Origin of the sequence: Candidatus Amarolinea dominans (genome assembly GCA_016719785.1) — a bacterium.
GTDB classification, from domain to species: Bacteria; Chloroflexota; Anaerolineae; order SSC4; family Amarolineaceae; genus Amarolinea; species Amarolinea dominans.
On sequence record JADJYJ010000003.1, the window covers coordinates 649,792 to 667,287 of the forward strand.

Below are 17,496 nucleotides of genomic sequence, written 5' to 3' on the forward strand. Positions count from 1 at the left end.
CGCTCATGCAACTGACCTTGTCACACCTGCTCGCCGTGTTGGCCAACCCGGCAGCAATCAGCCTGAACACCCCTTCCCCCGCGACGGTCTCCGATCTCCGGTCTCCGATCTCCGGTCTCCGGTCTCCGGTCTCCGGTCTCCGGTCTCCGGTCTCCGATCTCCGGTCTCCGATCTCGACCGTCGTAGTTGATTCGCGGCAGGTGCAGCCGGGCGCGGTGTTCGTGGCCCTGGCTGGGGAACGCACCAATGGCCATTCCTTTGTGACCGACGCCTTGCACCGGGGGGCCGTGGCGGCTATCGTGGAGCAGGACGTGGTTCCAGATGCTGAGTGTTGGATCGTGGATACCCGAGCATTCGTGCTCCAGCACTCAGCCTCATCTTTCAGCCCACCCCCGACGGGCCGGCCGCTGCTGCTGCGCGTGGAAAACTCGCTGCAGGCGCTGCAAGCCTGGGCCGCGGCCTGGCGCGCGGACGTAGGCGCGGTCAGCGGCCTGCGGGTGATCGGCATCACCGGCAGCGTGGGCAAGACGAGCACCAAAGAATCGGTAGCCTCCGTGCTGGCGCGGCGCTTTCCCACGCTCAAGAGTGTGGGCAACCAGAACAATGAAATTGGCGTGCCCCTGACCCTGCTGCGCCTGACGCCGGCCGACCGGCGCGCGGTGCTGGAGATGGGCATGTACTACTTGGGCGACATTGCCCTGCTGGCGCGCCTGGCTCAGCCCCAGGTGGGCGTCATTACCAATGTGGGGCCAGTGCATTTGGAGCGCGCTGGCAGCCTGGAGCGCATTGCCCAAGCCAAAGGCGAACTGATCGAAGCCCTGCCGGCCTCTGGCGTGGCCATTCTCAACCAGGATGACCCCCTGGTGATGGCCCTGGCACCGCGCAGCGCGGCGCGGGTCTTCACCTACGGCCTCGACAGCCGCGCCGATCTCTGGGCTGATGAGATCAGCAGCGAAGGGCAAGAGGGCATCCGTTTTGCCCTGCACTACGAGGGCGACCATCTGCATGTCAAGGTGCCCATGCTGGGGCGCCACAGCGTACACACGGCGCTGCGTGCCGCGGCCGTGGGCCTGGTGGAGGGACTGAACTGGCAGGAAATCATCGAAGGCTTGCAAGATGTGCAGGCGCAGCTACGCCTGGTGGTGGCGCCCGGCCTGCGTGGCAGCATGGTGATTGATGACACCTACAGCGCCAGCCCGGCCGCCACCCTGGCCGCGCTCAACCTGTTGGCCGACCTGGCGGTGCCATCTGGCGCTCGCCGCATCGCCGTTCTGGGTGACATGCGCGAACTGGGCGATCAGACGGAGATTGGGCATCGCAAGGTGGGCCAGCGTGCGGCCGATGTCGCGGGGAAACTGGTCGCCGTGGGGCCGCTGGCTCGCCTGATTGCGGCTGAGGCGCTCAGCGCCGGCATGGCGCCGGGCAATGTGGCCCAGGTGAATGACAACGCCGGCGCCGTGGCCGTCTTGCGCAGCATGGTGCAAAGCGGCGACTTGATCCTGGTCAAAGGCTCGCGTGCCCTGCATTTAGAGGAAATTGTGGCCGCTCTCAGCCGGCCGGAAAGCGAGGACGTGTAGGAAAATGGCCTATTCGTTGACGCTGGGCGCCATCGCCTTTTTTCTGGCCGTCATTTGGGGCCGGCCGCTGATCAACCTGCTGGTCCGCAACCGCATCGGCAAACAGATTCGCATCGAGGGACCAACGACACACCAGGTCAAGACCGGCACACCCACCATGGGCGGCCTGATGATCCTGATCCCGGTTATCGTCATTACCAGTGCCCTCAACATCGCCAATCTGCTCGGCTGGAACATCATCGGCCGTTCCGTATTGGTGCCCATGACGGTCCTCTTGCTGTTTGGCCTGCTGGGCGCGGTTGACGATCTGGAAGGGGTGCGCGGCCGTCGCAGCAAAGGCGAGGGCATCCTGGGCCGTTGGAAGGCGCTGGCGCAGATCATCCTGGCGACCCTGGTCGTGCTTTTTTTGCATTTTGTCCTGGACCTGCGCAGCGTGGCCGTGCCAGGCATTCGGGAGAAGATTGAGATTGGCCTGTGGTACATTCCGGCGGCGGTGTTCATCGTGGTGGCCTTTTCCAACGCCGTCAACCTGACCGACGGGCTGGACGCGCTGGCCGGCAGCCTGGCGGCCAGCGCCTTCACCTGCTATGGCGTCATCGCATTCTTGCAGCAGCAGGTGTGGCTGGTGGCCTTCTGTTTCACGCTGGTGGGCGCCATCATGGCCTTTCTGTGGTTCAATGCGCACCCCGCTGAGCTGTTCATGGGGGACACCGGCTCCCTGGCGCTGGGCGCGACCCTGGCCGTGGTGGCCTTGATGACCGGCCAATGGCTGCTGCTGCCGGTGGTGGCCGCCGTCTACACCGCAGAAACGGTTTCCGTGACGTTGCAGGTGCTCTGGTTCAAGCTCTCGCGGCGCCTCTACGGCCAGCCGCGGCGCCTGTTCAAAATGGCCCCATTGCATCATCATTTTGAACTGACGGGCTGGTCAGAGACGCAGGTCACGCAGCGGTTTTGGCTGGTGGGCATTCTGTGCGGCATGCTGGGCATTGCCCTGGCGTTACTCTGAGTAGGTGGCTATGGCACACATTGCACTTCATATCAACAGCCCGCAGTCGCTGCCGGCCACGGCCGGTCAAGCCATTGCCCTCGCGCTGCGCCCGGTCAGCCAGGAAATCCACCTGGCCCTGGAACAGGCGCAGACTGAGCGAGCCTTGAGCCTGGCCACGGTCACGCTGGCGGCCGCAAGCGCGCAGTTGACGACGCCCGCTGCCGGGTCTTTGGACGCGTGCCTGCACCTGCTGGCCATCGAGATTGCCGCCAGCCCGTTGACCTGCCTGGCCGATGGCACGCTGCAAGAAGCGCTGGAGGTCTGGATCGAACATCGCGCCTGGCGCGTCAGCCCGTTGGAAGGGCGCCGCCTGGCCGATCGCGTCGCTCAGCGCCTGAGCACCGGCACGGACGCGACTTGGAGCCAGCGCGTGGCCCCCAACGGTTATTGGCAGGCCAGCGTCTGGGCGCCGTTGACATATGGGTGAGATGATGAATTCGTCCTGGTTCAGAGGCAAGCGCATCGTCATTTTGGGCCTGGCCCGGCAAGGCACGGCCCTGGCGCGCTTCCTGGTTGGCCGGGGCGCGCATGTCACCATCAGTGACCTGCAGCCGGCCGGCGCCGCGTCTCTGGCCGCAGCCCAGGCCGCGGTGGCTGACCTGCCGGTGACGCTGGCCCTGGGCGGCCATCCGCTGGCGCTGTTGGACGATGCCGACCTGCTGTGCCTCAGCGGCGGCGTCTCGCCTGATCTGCCGATCGTGCAGGCGGCGCGGGCGGCCGGCATCCCGCTCAGCAACGACTCGCTGTTGACCTTGCAGCAGACCGCGGCCTTCAGCGTGGGCATCACCGGCTCCAGCGGCAAGACCACGACGACGACCTTGACCGGCGCGATGCTCAAGGCCAGCGGACTGACGACCTGGGTCGGCGGCAATATCGGCACCCCGTTGATTGATCAACTGGACGCCATCGCCGCGAATGACCGCATCGTGCTGGAGTTGTCGAGTTTTCAACTGGAGCTGTTCGACCCCGCCCTATGCCTGGGCGAGCCGGTCAGCACCCGTGTGGCCGGCATGCTCAATGTGACGCCCAATCATTTGGACCGCCACCCTTCGATGGACGCGTACGCGGCGGCCAAGCGTAACCTGCTGCTGCATCAGCGCGCCGGCGATGTCGCGGTGCTTGGACTGGACAACGAGATCACCGCGGCCTGGTATGCGGCTTACGCGACGGCTGCAGGGCGCGGCCTGCCAGGCGCTGGCGTGCAGGTGTTGGGCTTCAGTCTGCTGACCGAGCCGCCAGTCGGCGCCTCCCTGCGCGGCGACGAGCTGCGCCTGCGCTTGCCAGGGCAGGCCGAGCAGCGGGTGTGTCGCGTCGCGGATGTGCGCCTGCGCGGCAGGCACAACATCGCCAATCTGCTGGCGGCCTTCTGCCTGAGCGGGGCGGCCGGCGCCAGCGTCGAGGCCATGACCGCGGTGGCAACGACATTCAGCGGCGTGGCCCATCGGCTGGAACTGGTACGGGTGCATGCCGGGGTGGCATGGTACAACGACTCGATTGCCACTGCGCCCGAACGGACCATCGCCGCGCTGCAGTCCTTCGACGAGCCGATCATTCTGCTGGCCGGGGGGCGCGATAAGCATCTGCCGTGGGATTTGCTGGCGCTGGCTGGTCGCGGCCGGGTGCGCCATGTCGTCACCTTTGGCGAGGCGGCCGGCCTGATCGAACGTGCCCTGGCCGATTTTGCCGCCGCGCATCCTGCTGCGCCGGGCGCCGCGCCGTCGGTTCAGCATACGGACAGCCTGGCGCAGGCCGTGGCCCTGGCCGCGACCCTTGCCCAACCCTCGGATGTGGTGCTCCTGTCGCCGGGCGGCACCAGTTACGATGCCTATCGCGATTTTGCCGCGCGTGGCGAGCACTTCCGGGCGTTGGTTGACGGGTTGTGAGGGATTTTATAACATGAAGACAGCCAAAAACGTTGCTCTGCTCGATTACGGGTTGCTGGTTCTGACAGCAACTCTGATTGGTATTGGCTTCATCATGATTTTTAGCTCCAGCTACCAGCAGTCGGTGATGCGTTTCGAGTTGTCGCCCACCTATTTTGCGCAGCGCCAACTGCAATGGATTGTGGTCGGTACGGTGGCGATGTTGGCCTGTGCTCTGGTGAATTATCATCTGCTCGAACGCTACGCGACTCCCCTGTTGGGCACGATCCTGCTCCTGCTCGTGGCCGTGCTGCTCTTTGGCGAGGATATCTACGGCGCCAGGCGCACCCTGGCCGGTGGGTCGGTGCAGCCCGGCGAGGCCGCGAAGCTCATCATGATCATTTACGCCTCGGCCTGGCTCACCAGTAAGGGGGAGAAGATCAAACTGATCTCCTATGGCTTGCTGCCCTTTAGCGTCGTTTTGGGCATCGTGGCCGGGTTGATTATTCTGGAGCCGAACCTCAGCACCGCGCTGCTGATTACCATCACTGCGATGACGATGTTCTTCATCGCCGGCGCCACGCTGCGTCAGGTGATCGTGTGTGTGGCGATCTTCTTACTCACCTGCGGCCTGCTCTTTACGCGCTATCCCCATGCGCGCGAGCGCATTACGCAGATGATCAGCGCGGGCGGTGATCCCAGCCAGGGCACGAACGAGCAGGCGCAGCAGTTTGGCGACGCCTTCAAGAACGGCGGTCTGTTGGGCCGCGGCCTGGGCAATGGCGATCTCAAGACGAACATGCCGCTACCCTGGACTGACGGCATCGTGTCGGTCATCGGTGAGGAGTTCGGCTTGCCGGGCACTCTGTTCGTGGTGGCGCTTTACCTGGGATTGACCTTTCGCGGGCTGCGCATCGCTTCGCAGGCCGCGGACGGCTTCGGTTTCCTGTTGGCGTTTGGCATTACCATCTGGCTGGTCTATCAGGCCATCGTGCATGTGGCCGCGGCCACTGGGTTGGGGCCGCTCACCGGCGTGACGCTGCCCTTCGTCAGCTATGGCGGGTCGTCGCTGGTGATCAACATGTCAGCCATCGGCATTTTGATGAGTATCGCCCAGGGCACAGGGCAGGGCAAAAATTGGAAAGGGGCAGCGGTCAATGCGCGTTTTGATTTCTGGCGGGGGTACGGGCGGCCACGTCTATCCGGCCCTCGCCGTCTTCCAGGCACTGCAAGCACGACTCGACGCCGCACCGGCGGACGCCACATCCCGCGACCAGCCCCGCGCGGCGCAGTCATCAGCAGCGGCCGCGCCGCGCCGCGCAGTGCCGCCGTCAGCGGCGGACGCGCCGCCCCACGCCGCGCCGCGCCGCGTCGCCAGTTGGCCGCCGCCGCCCGTCTCTTCGGCCGCCGTCGCCCTTTACGTCGGCAGTGAGGACGGCGTGGAGCGCGACCTGGCGATGCGTGCCGGGCTGTCCTACCGGGCCATTGCCACCGGTCAACTGCGGGGACGGGCGCCCTGGACCGCCGCGGCCAACCTGCTGCGCATGGCGCACGGGGCGCGGCAGAGCGCCGCGCTCCTGCGTGAGTTTCAGCCGCAGGTCTGTTTTGTGACCGGCGGCTACGTCTGCACCCCGGTCGCGTGGGCCGCCAAGCGCATGGGCGTGCCTGTTCTGATCTATTTGCCCGACCTGACGCCGGGCCTGGCGATTCGAGCCTTGAGCCTGCTGGCCGCGCGGGTGGCGGTCTCGTTTCCTGAAGTGGCGCCGTGGTTCCCCGGCAAGGCGGTTGTCACCGGCTATCCGTTGCGGCCAGAACTGCACGCGGCAGCCGCCGACCGGCCCGGCGCCCGCGCTCATTTCAACCTGGCGCCGGATTTGCCGGTCTTGCTGGTGTTTGGGGGCAGTCGCGGCGCCCGCAGCATCAATCAGGCGTTGCTGGCCGCCCTGCCCGCGTTGGTCGGGCAGATGCAGGTCGTTCACATCAGCGGCACGCTCGACTGGCCGCAGGTCGAGGCGCAGGCAGCGGCCTTGCCAGAGTCGGTGCGGGCGCACTACCACGGCTTCGCCTACCTGCACGATGACATGGCCCTGGCCCTGGCCGCGGCCGACCTGGTGGTGGCCCGCGCCGGCGCCTCCACCCTGGGGGAATTTCCCCTGTTGGGGCTGCCGGCCATCCTGGCGCCTTACCCGTATGCCGGGCAGCATCAGGACGCCAACGCCGATTACCTGGTGCAGCGCGGCGCGGCCGTCAAACTGGGTGATGGCGAGCTGAGCACCCGCCTGGCGCCGCTGCTGCTCGACCTGGTGCAGGATCGCACCCGTTTAGGGCAGATGGCGCAGCAGGCCGCCAGCCTGGCGCGACCGCAGGCGGCAGAGGCCATCGTGGATGAGCTGTTGAGATTGGGAGCATCGCATGGCTGAGACCGATGTCCAGGGCATACGCATTGCCCTTGTCACCATTTTCTTGATCGCCATTGCCATGGCCTCCGGTTATCGTCGGGGCACGTTGCGGGAAGCGGCGACTACCGTGCTTCTCGCCTTTTTTGCTTCGCTGCCTTCGACCCCGCTGGGCGTTAGTCTTGTAGATTCCTTGAATTCCATTGCGCGCCAGGTCAAGGCGGTTGGATTTCAACTACAGGTGCTCATTCCTGGCATGCCCGATGCAAAGGCCGCGGTGAATACACTGAAAGACTGGCGTCTGATTCCCCTCCAGCAGCAGGAAGCGTTCATCTTCATTGTTTTCCTGGCAGGCATCTTTCTTGCCTATCGGGCAGGCAACATTGTTTTGACGTCGAAAAGAAGCCCGCCGTCAATGGGCGGCGCGCTGATGGGGTTGTTCAACGCGTACATCCTGGGACTGGTCCTGTTGCCCGACCTGCCGCGGGCCGTGCCGGCTCCCCAGGTCATCATGAACGGTAAGGAATTGACGCGGCAGGCCACTGAAACCTTCGCGCAGGTGGCGACGAGCATTGGCGTCACATTCTCGGCCGACAACATTCTGTTCGGGATCATCCTGTTGGTGGCGGTTTTGATGTACTGGGCGGTCGGCGAGCTGCGTTGAGGGTGATAACTCATGGGACCGATTGAAGCGCTCTGGGGCATCGTGGTGATCTTCTTCGTGATGATCAGCATCGTGCGCGGCTACAACAAGGAGCTTGGCTCGACTGTGTTGATCCTGGTGGCGCTGGTGGCCCTGAAGCTGCTGGATGGCCCGCTGACGACCGCGGTCAAGGCCGTTTTTCGCGGCGACAGCCAAAACCTGGCCCTGATGGTCACTTTTCAGGCGGTTTTCATTTTGATCGTCTTCGCCGGTTACTCCGGCGAAACCCTGATCTTCAGAGGCCAGCCGCGGCGCGGCAGCTCAGGACTGTTTTTCAATATCGTTTTCGGACTTGTCAACGGCATCCTGGTGGCCGGGACCTTGTGGCATTACATGGCTCTCTACAAATATCCACTGCCCAAGAGCATACTCGATGCCACGAAGCTATCGGATTTTGCCAAGGCCGCGCCCGCACATCTGCCCCCGACGTTGCCGGTAACGGCCCTGGTGGCGCTGCTTCTTTTTCTGATCATCCTGCGGGTGCGGAAGTAGGGCGGCCATGCCAACGAACGAACGCAGCGCCTGGCGCACCTGGCTGGGACAGCCGCCGGGCAAAACCCCGCCCCGGCTCCATCTGATCGGCATTGGCGGCAGCGGCCTGGCGGCCATTGCTCGGGTTCTTTTACAACGGGGGTTTCGTGTGTCCGGCTCGGATCGGCAAGAGAGCGCGACCCTGGCCGAATTGCGCAGCCTGGGCGCCACGGCTTTCGTGGGGCACGCCGCGGCGCAGGTGGCGGGCGCTGACCTGGTCTTGATCTCCTCGGCGGTGCCGCCGGATAACCCTGAGGTGACCGCGGCGCAGGCGGCCGGCGTCCCGGTCGTCAAGCGCCAGGACTTCTTGGGGCCATTGCTCCACGAGCAGACGCTGATCGCCGTGGCCGGTACGCATGGCAAGACCACAACGACCGGCATGGTGGCGACCATCCTGATCGGCGCGGGGCGTCAGCCAGGCTTCATCGTGGGCGGGCTGGTGCGCAACCTGGGCGTCAATGCGGCCGCCGGCGCCGGGCAGGTCTTTGCCATCGAGGCCGATGAGTATGACCACATGTTTTGGGGCTTGCATCCCACGGTGGCGATCATCACCAATGCCGAATGGGACCATCCTGATTGCTACCCGACGGCGGCTCTGTTCGCCCAGGCGTTCGACCGCTTCATGCGCCAGGTGCGGCCGGGCGGGTGGCTGGTGGCCTGCGCGGATGACCCTGGCGCGCAGCAGTTGGCGGCCGCGTACGCAACTGACGGCGGGCAGGTGGTGCATTACGGTCTCACGTCAGGGTCTTTACTACACGCAACAGAGGTTGATCTGCTGGCTGATGGCGGTAGTCGGGCCGTGGTGTGGCAGGGAGCGGAGCTGATGGGCACGCTGCGCCTCCAGGCGCCTGGCATGCACAATGTGCGCAACGCCCTGGCCGCGTTGGCCGCCTGTCAATGTTTGGGGGTGGCGCCGGCCGTGGCGTTGGCTCAGTTAGCAGCCTATCGGGGCGCGGGCCGTCGTTTCGAGGCCAAAGGTGAGGTCAATGGCATCCGGGTGTTCGATGACTATGCCCATCACCCCACTGAGATTCGCGCGACGCTGGCCGCGGCGCGTCACCTGGCGGGCGCGGGCCGTGTGTGGGCCTTCTTTCAGCCGCATACCTACAGCCGCACCCTGGCCCTGTGGGGCGACTTCTGCCGGGCCTTCGGTGATGCCGACCAGGTGCTCGTCACCGACATCTTCGCGGCGCGTGAAACCGATCACCTGGGCGTGAGCGGCGCCGGCCTGGCCGCGGCCATCGTGCATCCAGCCGTGCGCTACATCGCTCACCTGGAGGAGGCTGCCAACTACCTGGCGCAGGAGATGCAGCCCGGTGATCTGCTCCTGACCCTGGGCGCGGGGGACGGCTACCTGGTGGGAGAGATGGTATTGCGCATAGTCAAAGAGCATAACGGCACGAACGTTCGCCGCTCTCAGGACTTATCCACAAATGGGTAAATTGACCTTTTGCGGACTTGGTGTATAATGATTTTTGAGCTACACGCAAAAAACGAAACCGGATCACGTGACGCATTCGTCACGCGGGCGCAGGAGACTGGTTTCACGGTGACCCCTGATGTCCCACTTGCGGACTATACGACATTCAAGCTCGGCGGACCTGCCGATTTGCTGGTGATTGCCGAACGCATCACCGATTTGATCCGATTGGTCAACCTGGCGCGTGGCGCCGGTCTCCCTTTCTTTGTCCTGGGGGGCGGCAGCAACATTCTTGTCAGCGATGCAGGCGTGCGTGGCCTGGTCATTGTGAATCACTGCCGCCAGATTGCCGTGACTGGCACGACGGTGACCGCTGAGAGCGGCGCGCCGTTAGCCGGACTGGCTCGCCGCACCATTCGCCAGGGGTTGGGCGGCCTGCAATGGGCGGTCAGTGTGCCGGGAACCGTGGGCGGCGCGGTGATTGGTAACGCCGGCGCACACGGCGCTTGCATGGCCGACAACCTGGTCTCGGCCGAGGTGCTGGATGGGCAGGGCAACCTGACGCTGTGGGCGTTGGCTGATTTTGCCTATGCCTATCGGTTCAGCCGGCTCAAGCGCCCGGCGGACGCACAGACCCGCGGCGCGGTGGTGCTGACGGCCACCTTTCATCTGCAGGAGGCGGACCGCGCGGCCCTGGCTGAGCAAGCGGCGCGTTTTCTGGCTCACCGCCGTGCGACGCAGCCGGTGGAGGCCAGCGCCGGTTCTATGTTTCAGAACCCGCCGGGGGATTATGCCGGGCGCCTGATCGAAGCGGCCGGCCTGAAAGGGGTGCAGGTGGGCGGGGTGCAGTTCAGCCCGCTGCATGCCAATTTCATCGTCAACCTGGGGACGGGACGGGCGAGCGATGTCGTGGCCGCGATGGACCTGGCCCGCAGCCGTGTGCAGGCGCAGTTTGGCATCAGCCTGCAGCCGGAGATTTTGCTGGTTGGGGGGTAGGGGCATGGCCTTGCGCCTGCCCGCGTGGGCGACCGCAAGGGTGCGCCCCTACAAATTGAGAAGATACCCCCAGGCCGCGAACCATTGACAGACAACGTGTGTGAAGGGGAGATGAGGAGTCGCCATGAGTAGGCGCAAACTACGTGTCGGGGTATTGTTTGGTGGCAAATCGAGCGAGCATGATGTCTCGCTCGTTTCAGCGCGTTCGGTGATGGCTGCCATTGACAAGACCCGCTACGAGGTGGTGCCGATCGGCATCGAACGCGACGGGCATTGGCTGCGAGGCGGCGACCCGATGGCGCAGTTGACTGCGGGCGAGTATGCCAGCCCTCTGCCGGCTGCGCAGTTGGCCCAGGACGCGGCGCCCCCGCGCGTTGATTTCGCCTTCCTCGCGGGGGAGACGGCCGTGCAACTGGTGAACGGCGCGTCGTCACCGATGGCGCCGCAGGTTGACATCATCTTTCCGGTGCTGCACGGCCCCATGGGCGAGGATGGCACGGTGCAGGGCCTGCTCGATCTGGTCAACATCCCCTACGTGGGCTGCGGGGTGCTGGCTTCCGCGCTGGGCATGGACAAGTTGGTATGCAAGGCGGTCTTCGCGGCGCAGCGGTTGCCGCAAGTGCCCTATGTGGGCCTGCTGCGCCGGCGCTGGGAAGCGGAGCCAGACGCCGTACTCGCTGAACTGGAGGCGCAGTTGCCCTACCCGATGTTCGTCAAGCCGGCCAACATGGGTTCCAGTGTGGGCATCAGCAAGGCTCACAACCGCCTCGAGTTGGCGGCCGGTTTGCACGAGGCTGCGCGTTACGACCGCAAACTGGTGGTGGAGCAGGGTGTGGATGGCCGCGAGATCGAGTTGAGCGTGCTTGGCAACGATGACGATGTGCTTGTCAGCCTGCCGGGCGAGGTGGTGCCGGGCAACGAATTCTATGACTATGCCGCCAAGTATCTGCTGGACAACTCACAACTGCTCATCCCCGCGCCGCTGACCCCGGCCTTGACCCAGGAGGCGCAGGCCCTGGCTCGCGCCGCGTACCTGGCGCTGGACGGGGCCGGCCTGGCCCGCGTGGATCTGCTGCTCGATCGCGGCAGTGAGCGCCTGTTCATTAACGAAATCAACACCATGCCCGGTTTTACCAGCATCAGCATGTACCCAAAGCTGTGGGAAGCCAGCGGCCTGGCGTACGGTGCGCTGATCGAGCGCTTGCTTGAGTTGGCCCTGGCGCGGCATGCCGATCGGCAGCGCAACGTCACAACGCGGTGAGGGATTATGCCTGGCAACAAGATCGCCCGGCAGCGTACGCCGGTGGCAACGGCGGGCCGTTTTCGCCGGCGCCGGCGTTTTCGCTCCAGCGTCGTGGGGGGCGCTGTGCAGTTGCGGCGGGAGATGTGGCGCGGCAGCGGTTGGCAGATCACCAAATGGCCGACGTTTCTGCTCATCGGCGCTTTGGCGGGCCTGCTCTATGTGATGGTGACCTTTGACAATTTCTATGTTTACCGCGCCGACATCCGGGGTACGAGCCTGCTCAGCGCCGACGAGATCTACCAGGCGGCCGGGATCGAGGGCTACAATGTCTTTTGGCTCGATGAGCAGACGCTGGCGGCCCGGATCCTGCGTCAACTGCCCTATGTGATCGGCGTTGATGCCCGGCTGCAACTGCCCAACCAGGTGCATTTGGTCATCACGGAGCGCCGTCCGCGTATCGCCTGGGAGACAAACCAGGGACAGGCCTGGGTGGATGAGCAGGGAGTTGCCCTGCCGCCGTTGCCGACGGCGCCGGCGCGGCCGCTGCTGCGACTGGTGGACTTGCAGCAGGCGACGATCGTGCCGCAGCCGGCGGGGCAGCCCCCCGTGATCGGCCCTGGCGGGCTACCGGTGGTACACATGCAGACGGAGGTGGTCCAGGCGCTGCTGACGCTGGCTACCCTGTTGCCGGGTACGCAAACCTTTTATTTCGATGCGCAGAACGGCCTGAATTTGCGGACAGCGGACGGCGCCAGCGTCATCTTCGGCACGAAGGGGGATCTGAATCGTAAAGTGGCTGTGCTGCAGGCCATTCAGGCCGAATGGAAAAAGATGGGACGCACGCCGGCGCAAATTGACCTGCGCGTCGCTGAGCGACCCTATGTGCGCTAAGGAATGAGAATTAAATAGGTGTCTGCTTTGGTGCTGTCTGTATGCTCAGAATTTGCTCGGAACTGGACAGTTGAAAAATTCTCATCGCAAACGGAAGATCGCCCGCCTGCGCGGCGGCTGAGGAGTTGTGTTGAGCAACCTGATTGCCGGCATTGATGTCGGCACCACCAAAATCTATGTGTTGGTCGGCGAACTGACCAGCGATGATACGATCCACATCATCGCTGTGGGTCAGGCGCCGTCACGCGGATTGCGGCGCGGTGTGGTGGTCAACATCGCTGAAGCCACGGCAGCCATCGGTCAGGCGGTGGAGCAGGCCGAGGCGGCCGCCGGGCAATCCATCGGCAGCGCGTACGTCAGCGTGGCCGGCAGTCATATCGCGTCGCTCAGCAGTCGGGGTGTGGCGCCGGTCAGCCGGGGGCAGCGTGGCATTAGCCAGGACGACATTAGCCGGGCGCTGGAGGCAGCACGCGCCGTGCCTATTCCGCACAACCGGGAGATCATTCACACCCTGCCTCGCTCGTGGACGGTGGATGAGCAACAGGGCATCCGTGACCCGATCGGCATGCATGGTTTTCGGCTGGAGGTTGATGCGCACCTGATCACGGGCGCGGCCTCGGCCATTGCCAACCTGGTGAGCTGCGTCACCGCTCACGATATCGAGGTGGACGAGCTGGTGCTGGGGCCGCTGGCGGCCGGTGAAGCGGTGCTGACGGCCGCTGAACGTGACATGGGCGTGGTGGTGGCCGACATGGGCGGTGGCACAACCGATGTGGCGCTCTTTCTGGAGAATGCGCTCTATCATGCCGTGGTCGTGGATGTGGGCGGGAACAACCTGACGCAGGATGTGGCGGTGATGCTGCATGCACCGTTCAAGATCGCCGAGGCACTGAAGGTGCGCTATGGTCATCTTCTGCCGGCTTCGCTGGCGCCCGACGACATTGTGCAGGTCAGTCCTTTCGGCGACCAGGGTCAAACCAGCGTGCCACGCGCTTTTTTGGCCGAAGTGCTGGAGGCGAGAGCCGAAGAGATTCTGGAGTCACTGCTGCGCGAGGTGAAGCGCAGCGGTTATGATGGGTTGTTGCCGGCCGGCATTGTGCTGACCGGAGGCACGGCGCTCTTGCCCGGCTGGGCGGAGATCAGCCGTCAGTATTTGCAGTTGCCGGTGCGCATCGGCGCGCCGCGCAGTAATATCAGTGGCCTGAACGAGGAACTGCGCAACCCGATGTATGCCACCAGTGTGGGGCTGCTCTTATGGGGCGCGGGTCAGCATGGCGGCAGCCGTCCGCGCACCGCGGCGATGCCCTGGCTGGAACGAGTGATGCATTGGTTGCGCAATTTGATACCAGGTTAGGCTTCTTAGTTACGTTTTTCGTAACTACGCAGACCCTAACGGTTTTCCCGGCAAATCGGGCGAAAATCTTGTCGGTTTTCGTAAAAAGTAAGGGCTCTCCTGCTGCGAATTGCACGAATGAACACGAAGGCAGGAGCTCAATTCGTGAAAATTCGTGAAATTCGTGACAAGAACAGCCTATCAGGCAGTTACAGGTCGTAGCAAGGAGGCAAATTCGATGTCCGCTTCAGTCGCACGTAAGACGCAGCAACAGGGGTATGTCGAGAACATGGCCCAGATCAAAGTTCTGGGCATTGGTGGTGGCGGTTCCAACGCCGTCAATCGGATGATAGACGCCGGGATTCAAGGGGTTGAGTTCATTGCTGTCAACACAGATGCCCAGGCGCTCATGTTGTCGCAGGCGCCGCAGCGCCTGCGGATCGGTGACAAGCTCACCAAGGGCCTCGGTTCGGGCGGAAGCCCTGAAATCGGCATGAAGGCCGCCGAGGAGTCGTCCGAAGAAATTCAGGCCCTCGTCAAGGGCGCGGACATGGTGTTTATCACGGCCGGCATCGGCGGTGGTACCGGCACCGGCGCCGCGCCGGTCATTGCCCGCGTGGCCCGTGAGATGGGCTCGCTGACGATCGGCGTGGTGACCAAACCCTTCTCGTTCGAAGGCTCGCGCCGGATGCGCGCAGCCGATGAGGGCATCGCCCGACTCAAGGAGCACGTGGACACCCTGATTGTGATCCCCAACGACCGGCTGCTGCAGGTTGTGGACAAGAAGGCCTCCATCGAAACCGCGTTCCGCACCGCGGATGATGTGCTACGCCAGGGTATCCAGGGCATTTCTGAGTTGATCACGGTGCCAGGGCTGATCAACCTGGATTTTGCCGATGTGCGCGCGATCATGTCCGAGGGCGGGTCCGCGTTGATGGCGATCGGCCGGGCTAAGGGCGAGAATCGGGCCAGGGAAGCGGCGGAGCAGGCCATTCACAGTGCGTTGCTCGATGTTTCCATTGACGGCGCCCAGGGCATCCTGTTCAACGTGACGGGCGGGGCCGACCTGACCCTGTTCGAGGTCAATGAGGCGGCCGAGATCATGCGTGCCGGGGTGCATCCGGAGGCCAACATCATCTTTGGCGCGGTGATTGACCCGACGATGACCGATGAGATTCGGATCACCGTCATCGCCACCGGCTTCGAGGCGGCTCACGCTCAGCGCCGGCCGGCCACAACGGCCCAGGCTCTGCGCGCTGATGCCCGCCAGGCGCAACCGTTGGCGCCCAGCAGCACCACCCAGGCCATTCCGTTCCCCTCGCGCTCCTTCAGCCGCGACAAGCTGGAGGAGGTGCCGGCGTTCATTCGCCGGCGCGCGGCCGACGGCAAGTAAACAGATCGGGCTATGAACCAAAAATCGCCGCCAGCAATCAATGTGCTGGCGGCGATTTTTTATTTTCTTGATCGTATGCTGACGACTTTCGCTCAGGCCTCGATGACTTGACCCTTGATCTTGCCCTGGCGCGTCAGGCGTTCGTACTCAAGTTTGAAGCGCTGTACCACGCGCAGCACGTCCTGTGCGAGGGAACTTTGCGGGTCCAGCTCCAGCGCGCGCCGCGCGCAGTGGAGCGCGTCGTGGAACTGAAAGGCACGCGTGTAAACGAGGGCGAGATCGGTCAGCGTGACCATGTTGGAGCGATTGGCCTGGTGAGCTTCTTGCAGGAGGACGCGACCCTGTGTCTCATCGCCCGAATTGAAAACGGCCCAGCCCACTGCCCGCAGATATTCGTCATCCTGCGGTGACAGTTCCAGCGCATGCCACAGCATGTCAATGGCTTCCGGCCAGCGCATACCGGCCGAGAGGATGATGCCGAGCAGGTAGTGATACTCGGCCGCAGCGCTGTTGTGCTCGATGGCATGTTTGAGGTTAGCTTCAGCGCGATCTAATTCATACAAGGAAAGGTAGATGTCGCCCAGGTAGGCGCTGATGATCTCACACCCCTTTTCACCGAGGGGATGGGTGGCCAGCATCTCCTCCAGCATATCGGAGGCGCGGCGCAACTGTCCGCGCTGCACCAGGTGATCTGTTCGTCTGAGTAATTGTTCTAGGCGGTTCATCCAACCCTCCGCATGAGGTGGTCGCGGGTGTTGCCATCACTACCTGGAGAAATCCAGGTCGTACACTGCGCGCTTAGGGTTCGTAAAAATATGACTTCCCGTGTTTCTCAGCGTTTTCTCGGCAAAATACAGGAACTAATTCTTTTGCGAACCCTTGTTTATCTGTTTTGTCATCTTGGGCGTGTAAACTAACTCGTTGTATGCAGCCTTTCTCATTGTAGCACAAGCTGTGCCGTTGCGCAATCAAGCGCGGGCCTGTGCAGCAGTTCCAAATGTAGCACACATTCAACCACAAAGAGCACAGAGAACACAAAGAAACGGCAGATCAGACGCAAATCGGCAACTTCTCTGCGTTCTTTGTGATCTCTGTGGTAAAAAACCAGGCTACATTTGGAACTGCTGGGGCCTGTGCTATGTAATGGTGCGGTTGACTTGACCGATGTGCTGGTCGAGCGCCGGCGACAAGCCAGGCTCTGGCGCCCGCCTGGATGGTGGATGGCGGTCAAGTCATCACTGTGCAGCAGGTGGCGGTCGCCTGGGGCTGGCCGGCTGCATGGGGCATTTTTGAGCTATACATTCCTTAATCAAACATTTGACAAACAAAGAACAACACGGTATAATACTTGTATGAGGGTAGAACAAGAGTGAAGTGCCCTGCAAGCATAACCTTCGGGGCACAAGGCACGCGTAGGAGATAAAAAAATGGCGAGCAATAGTCAACAGCATGATCTGAGTCAGTTGAGCGATGACACGTTGGTTCAACTGTTTGTGAGTGATCCGCAGCGCAATGCAAAGGCGTTCGAGGTTTTGGTGGAACGCTATCAGGGCAAGGTGTTTGGCCTGTCGTTGCGGATGATGGGAAGTCGGGAGGAAGCCGAAGATCAGGCGCAGGAAATCTTTGTCAAGGTGTACCGTTCGCTGGCCCGTTTCGAAGGCCGTTCGCGGTTCAGCACCTGGCTCTATCGGATTGCCGTCAATGCTTGTCTGGATGCCATTGAAAAACGCCGCCGCCGCCCGCAGGCTGCTGACATCGAGTGGGGTGATCTCGCCGAGACTGAGCCGGTGGATAGCGAACTGCTGAGCCGGCATGCGCCCACGCCTGAGCAGGCGTATCTGCACAAGGAACAATCGAGCGTGGTTCACAGCGCGTTGTCAAAATTGGAGGAATCGCATCGGCAGGCTATCGTGCAGCGCGAGTTGCAGGGTTTGAGCTATCAGGACATGGCGGCCAACACCCGCATTGGCCTTAGTGCGATGAAGATGCGGGTGCATCGGGCGCGCAAGGCGCTCGCCTCCGTCCTGCAGCAGCAGGCCCAGTTGGGCATGGCGTAAGTTGCCCTGTATAATGGCGGTGAGTTCACCGAAGCGTGGCTCCCTG

Annotated in this window: 15 protein-coding genes; 14 read left to right on the forward strand and 1 reads right to left on the reverse strand. The window is 63.5% G+C overall.

Annotated elements, in window-relative coordinates; genetic code table 11:
- The first annotated feature begins 5 nt into the window (after positions 1-5).
- The 13 genes from IPM84_06130 (at position 6) to ftsZ (ending at position 15,393) form a co-directional block, all read left to right on the forward strand.
- Complete coding sequence (locus IPM84_06130) at positions 6-1,577, forward strand: UDP-N-acetylmuramoyl-tripeptide--D-alanyl-D-alanine ligase (protein MBK9092346.1); 1,572 nt, start codon at positions 6-8, stop codon at positions 1,575-1,577.
- A gap of 4 nt (positions 1,578-1,581) precedes the next feature.
- Positions 1,582-2,583, forward strand: a complete 1,002-nt coding sequence (locus IPM84_06135; protein ID MBK9092347.1) for a phospho-N-acetylmuramoyl-pentapeptide-transferase — start codon at positions 1,582-1,584, stop codon at positions 2,581-2,583.
- Between the two features lie 10 nt (positions 2,584-2,593).
- Positions 2,594-3,052 carry a hypothetical protein gene (locus IPM84_06140; GenBank protein MBK9092348.1) on the forward strand — a complete coding sequence of 153 codons (459 nt, stop codon included), beginning with the start codon at positions 2,594-2,596 and terminating at the stop codon, positions 3,050-3,052.
- Between the two features lies 1 nt (position 3,053).
- Positions 3,054-4,508, forward strand: a complete 1,455-nt coding sequence (gene murD / locus IPM84_06145) for a UDP-N-acetylmuramoyl-L-alanine--D-glutamate ligase (GenBank protein MBK9092349.1) — start codon at positions 3,054-3,056, stop codon at positions 4,506-4,508.
- A gap of 1,136 nt (positions 4,509-5,644) precedes the next feature.
- Entirely contained in the window at positions 5,645-6,907 is a 1,263-nt protein-coding gene (locus IPM84_06150) for a UDP-N-acetylglucosamine--N-acetylmuramyl-(pentapeptide) pyrophosphoryl-undecaprenol N-acetylglucosamine transferase (protein MBK9092350.1), read from the forward strand.
- Between the two features lie 43 nt (positions 6,908-6,950).
- On the forward strand, positions 6,951-7,547 hold the full coding sequence (locus IPM84_06155; protein ID MBK9092351.1) for a hypothetical protein: 597 nt from the start codon (positions 6,951-6,953) through the stop codon (positions 7,545-7,547).
- A gap of 12 nt (positions 7,548-7,559) precedes the next feature.
- Positions 7,560-8,078, forward strand: a complete 519-nt coding sequence (locus IPM84_06160; protein ID MBK9092352.1) for a CvpA family protein — start codon at positions 7,560-7,562, stop codon at positions 8,076-8,078.
- A 7-nt stretch (positions 8,079-8,085) separates the two neighbouring features.
- Positions 8,086-9,558, forward strand: a complete 1,473-nt coding sequence (gene murC, locus IPM84_06165) for a UDP-N-acetylmuramate--L-alanine ligase (protein ID MBK9092353.1) — start codon at positions 8,086-8,088, stop codon at positions 9,556-9,558.
- 108 nt (positions 9,559-9,666) lie between these two features.
- Positions 9,667-10,533, forward strand: coding sequence for a UDP-N-acetylmuramate dehydrogenase (gene murB / locus IPM84_06170; protein ID MBK9092354.1), 867 nt, complete (start codon positions 9,667-9,669; stop codon positions 10,531-10,533).
- A gap of 124 nt (positions 10,534-10,657) precedes the next feature.
- Entirely contained in the window at positions 10,658-11,794 is a 1,137-nt protein-coding gene (locus IPM84_06175) for a D-alanine--D-alanine ligase (protein ID MBK9092355.1), read from the forward strand.
- 6 nt (positions 11,795-11,800) lie between these two features.
- Entirely contained in the window at positions 11,801-12,667 is an 867-nt protein-coding gene (locus IPM84_06180; protein MBK9092356.1) for an FtsQ-type POTRA domain-containing protein, read from the forward strand.
- A 130-nt stretch (positions 12,668-12,797) separates the two neighbouring features.
- Positions 12,798-14,021 carry a cell division protein FtsA gene (gene ftsA / locus IPM84_06185; protein ID MBK9092357.1) on the forward strand — a complete coding sequence of 408 codons (1,224 nt, stop codon included), beginning with the start codon at positions 12,798-12,800 and terminating at the stop codon, positions 14,019-14,021.
- A 217-nt stretch (positions 14,022-14,238) separates the two neighbouring features.
- On the forward strand, positions 14,239-15,393 hold the full coding sequence (gene ftsZ / locus IPM84_06190) for a cell division protein FtsZ (protein ID MBK9092358.1): 1,155 nt from the start codon (positions 14,239-14,241) through the stop codon (positions 15,391-15,393).
- A gap of 92 nt (positions 15,394-15,485) precedes the next feature.
- Here the strand turns inward: ftsZ and IPM84_06195 are convergent, their stop codons facing one another.
- The gene (locus IPM84_06195) at positions 15,486-16,118 is read right to left on the reverse strand and encodes a tetratricopeptide repeat protein (GenBank protein MBK9092359.1); all 633 of its coding nucleotides are present in this window, start codon (positions 16,116-16,118) and stop codon (positions 15,486-15,488) included.
- A 702-nt stretch (positions 16,119-16,820) separates the two neighbouring features.
- Between IPM84_06195 and IPM84_06200 the strand changes: the two genes are divergently transcribed.
- Complete coding sequence (locus tag IPM84_06200; GenBank protein MBK9092360.1) at positions 16,821-17,450, forward strand: sigma-70 family RNA polymerase sigma factor; 630 nt, start codon at positions 16,821-16,823, stop codon at positions 17,448-17,450.
- Positions 17,451-17,496 lie beyond the last annotated feature (46 nt).

Coding starts and splice junctions, on each gene's coding strand:
- murD (MBK9092349.1), top strand. CDS start 3,054: ATGATGAATTCGTCCTGGTTCAGAGGCAAGCGCATCGTCATTTTGGGC.
- IPM84_06175 (MBK9092355.1), top strand. CDS start 10,658: ATGAGTAGGCGCAAACTACGTGTCGGGGTATTGTTTGGTGGCAAATCG.
- IPM84_06200 (MBK9092360.1), top strand. CDS start 16,821: ATGGCGAGCAATAGTCAACAGCATGATCTGAGTCAGTTGAGCGATGAC.
- IPM84_06195 (MBK9092359.1), bottom strand. CDS start 16,118: ATGAACCGCCTAGAACAATTACTCAGACGAACAGATCACCTGGTGCAG.
- IPM84_06130 (MBK9092346.1), top strand. CDS start 6: ATGCAACTGACCTTGTCACACCTGCTCGCCGTGTTGGCCAACCCGGCA.
- IPM84_06150 (MBK9092350.1), top strand. CDS start 5,645: ATGCGCGTTTTGATTTCTGGCGGGGGTACGGGCGGCCACGTCTATCCG.
- ftsZ (MBK9092358.1), top strand. CDS start 14,239: ATGTCCGCTTCAGTCGCACGTAAGACGCAGCAACAGGGGTATGTCGAG.
- IPM84_06180 (MBK9092356.1), top strand. CDS start 11,801: ATGCCTGGCAACAAGATCGCCCGGCAGCGTACGCCGGTGGCAACGGCG.
- murC (MBK9092353.1), top strand. CDS start 8,086: ATGCCAACGAACGAACGCAGCGCCTGGCGCACCTGGCTGGGACAGCCG.
- IPM84_06140 (MBK9092348.1), top strand. CDS start 2,594: ATGGCACACATTGCACTTCATATCAACAGCCCGCAGTCGCTGCCGGCC.
- IPM84_06135 (MBK9092347.1), top strand. CDS start 1,582: ATGGCCTATTCGTTGACGCTGGGCGCCATCGCCTTTTTTCTGGCCGTC.
- IPM84_06160 (MBK9092352.1), top strand. CDS start 7,560: ATGGGACCGATTGAAGCGCTCTGGGGCATCGTGGTGATCTTCTTCGTG.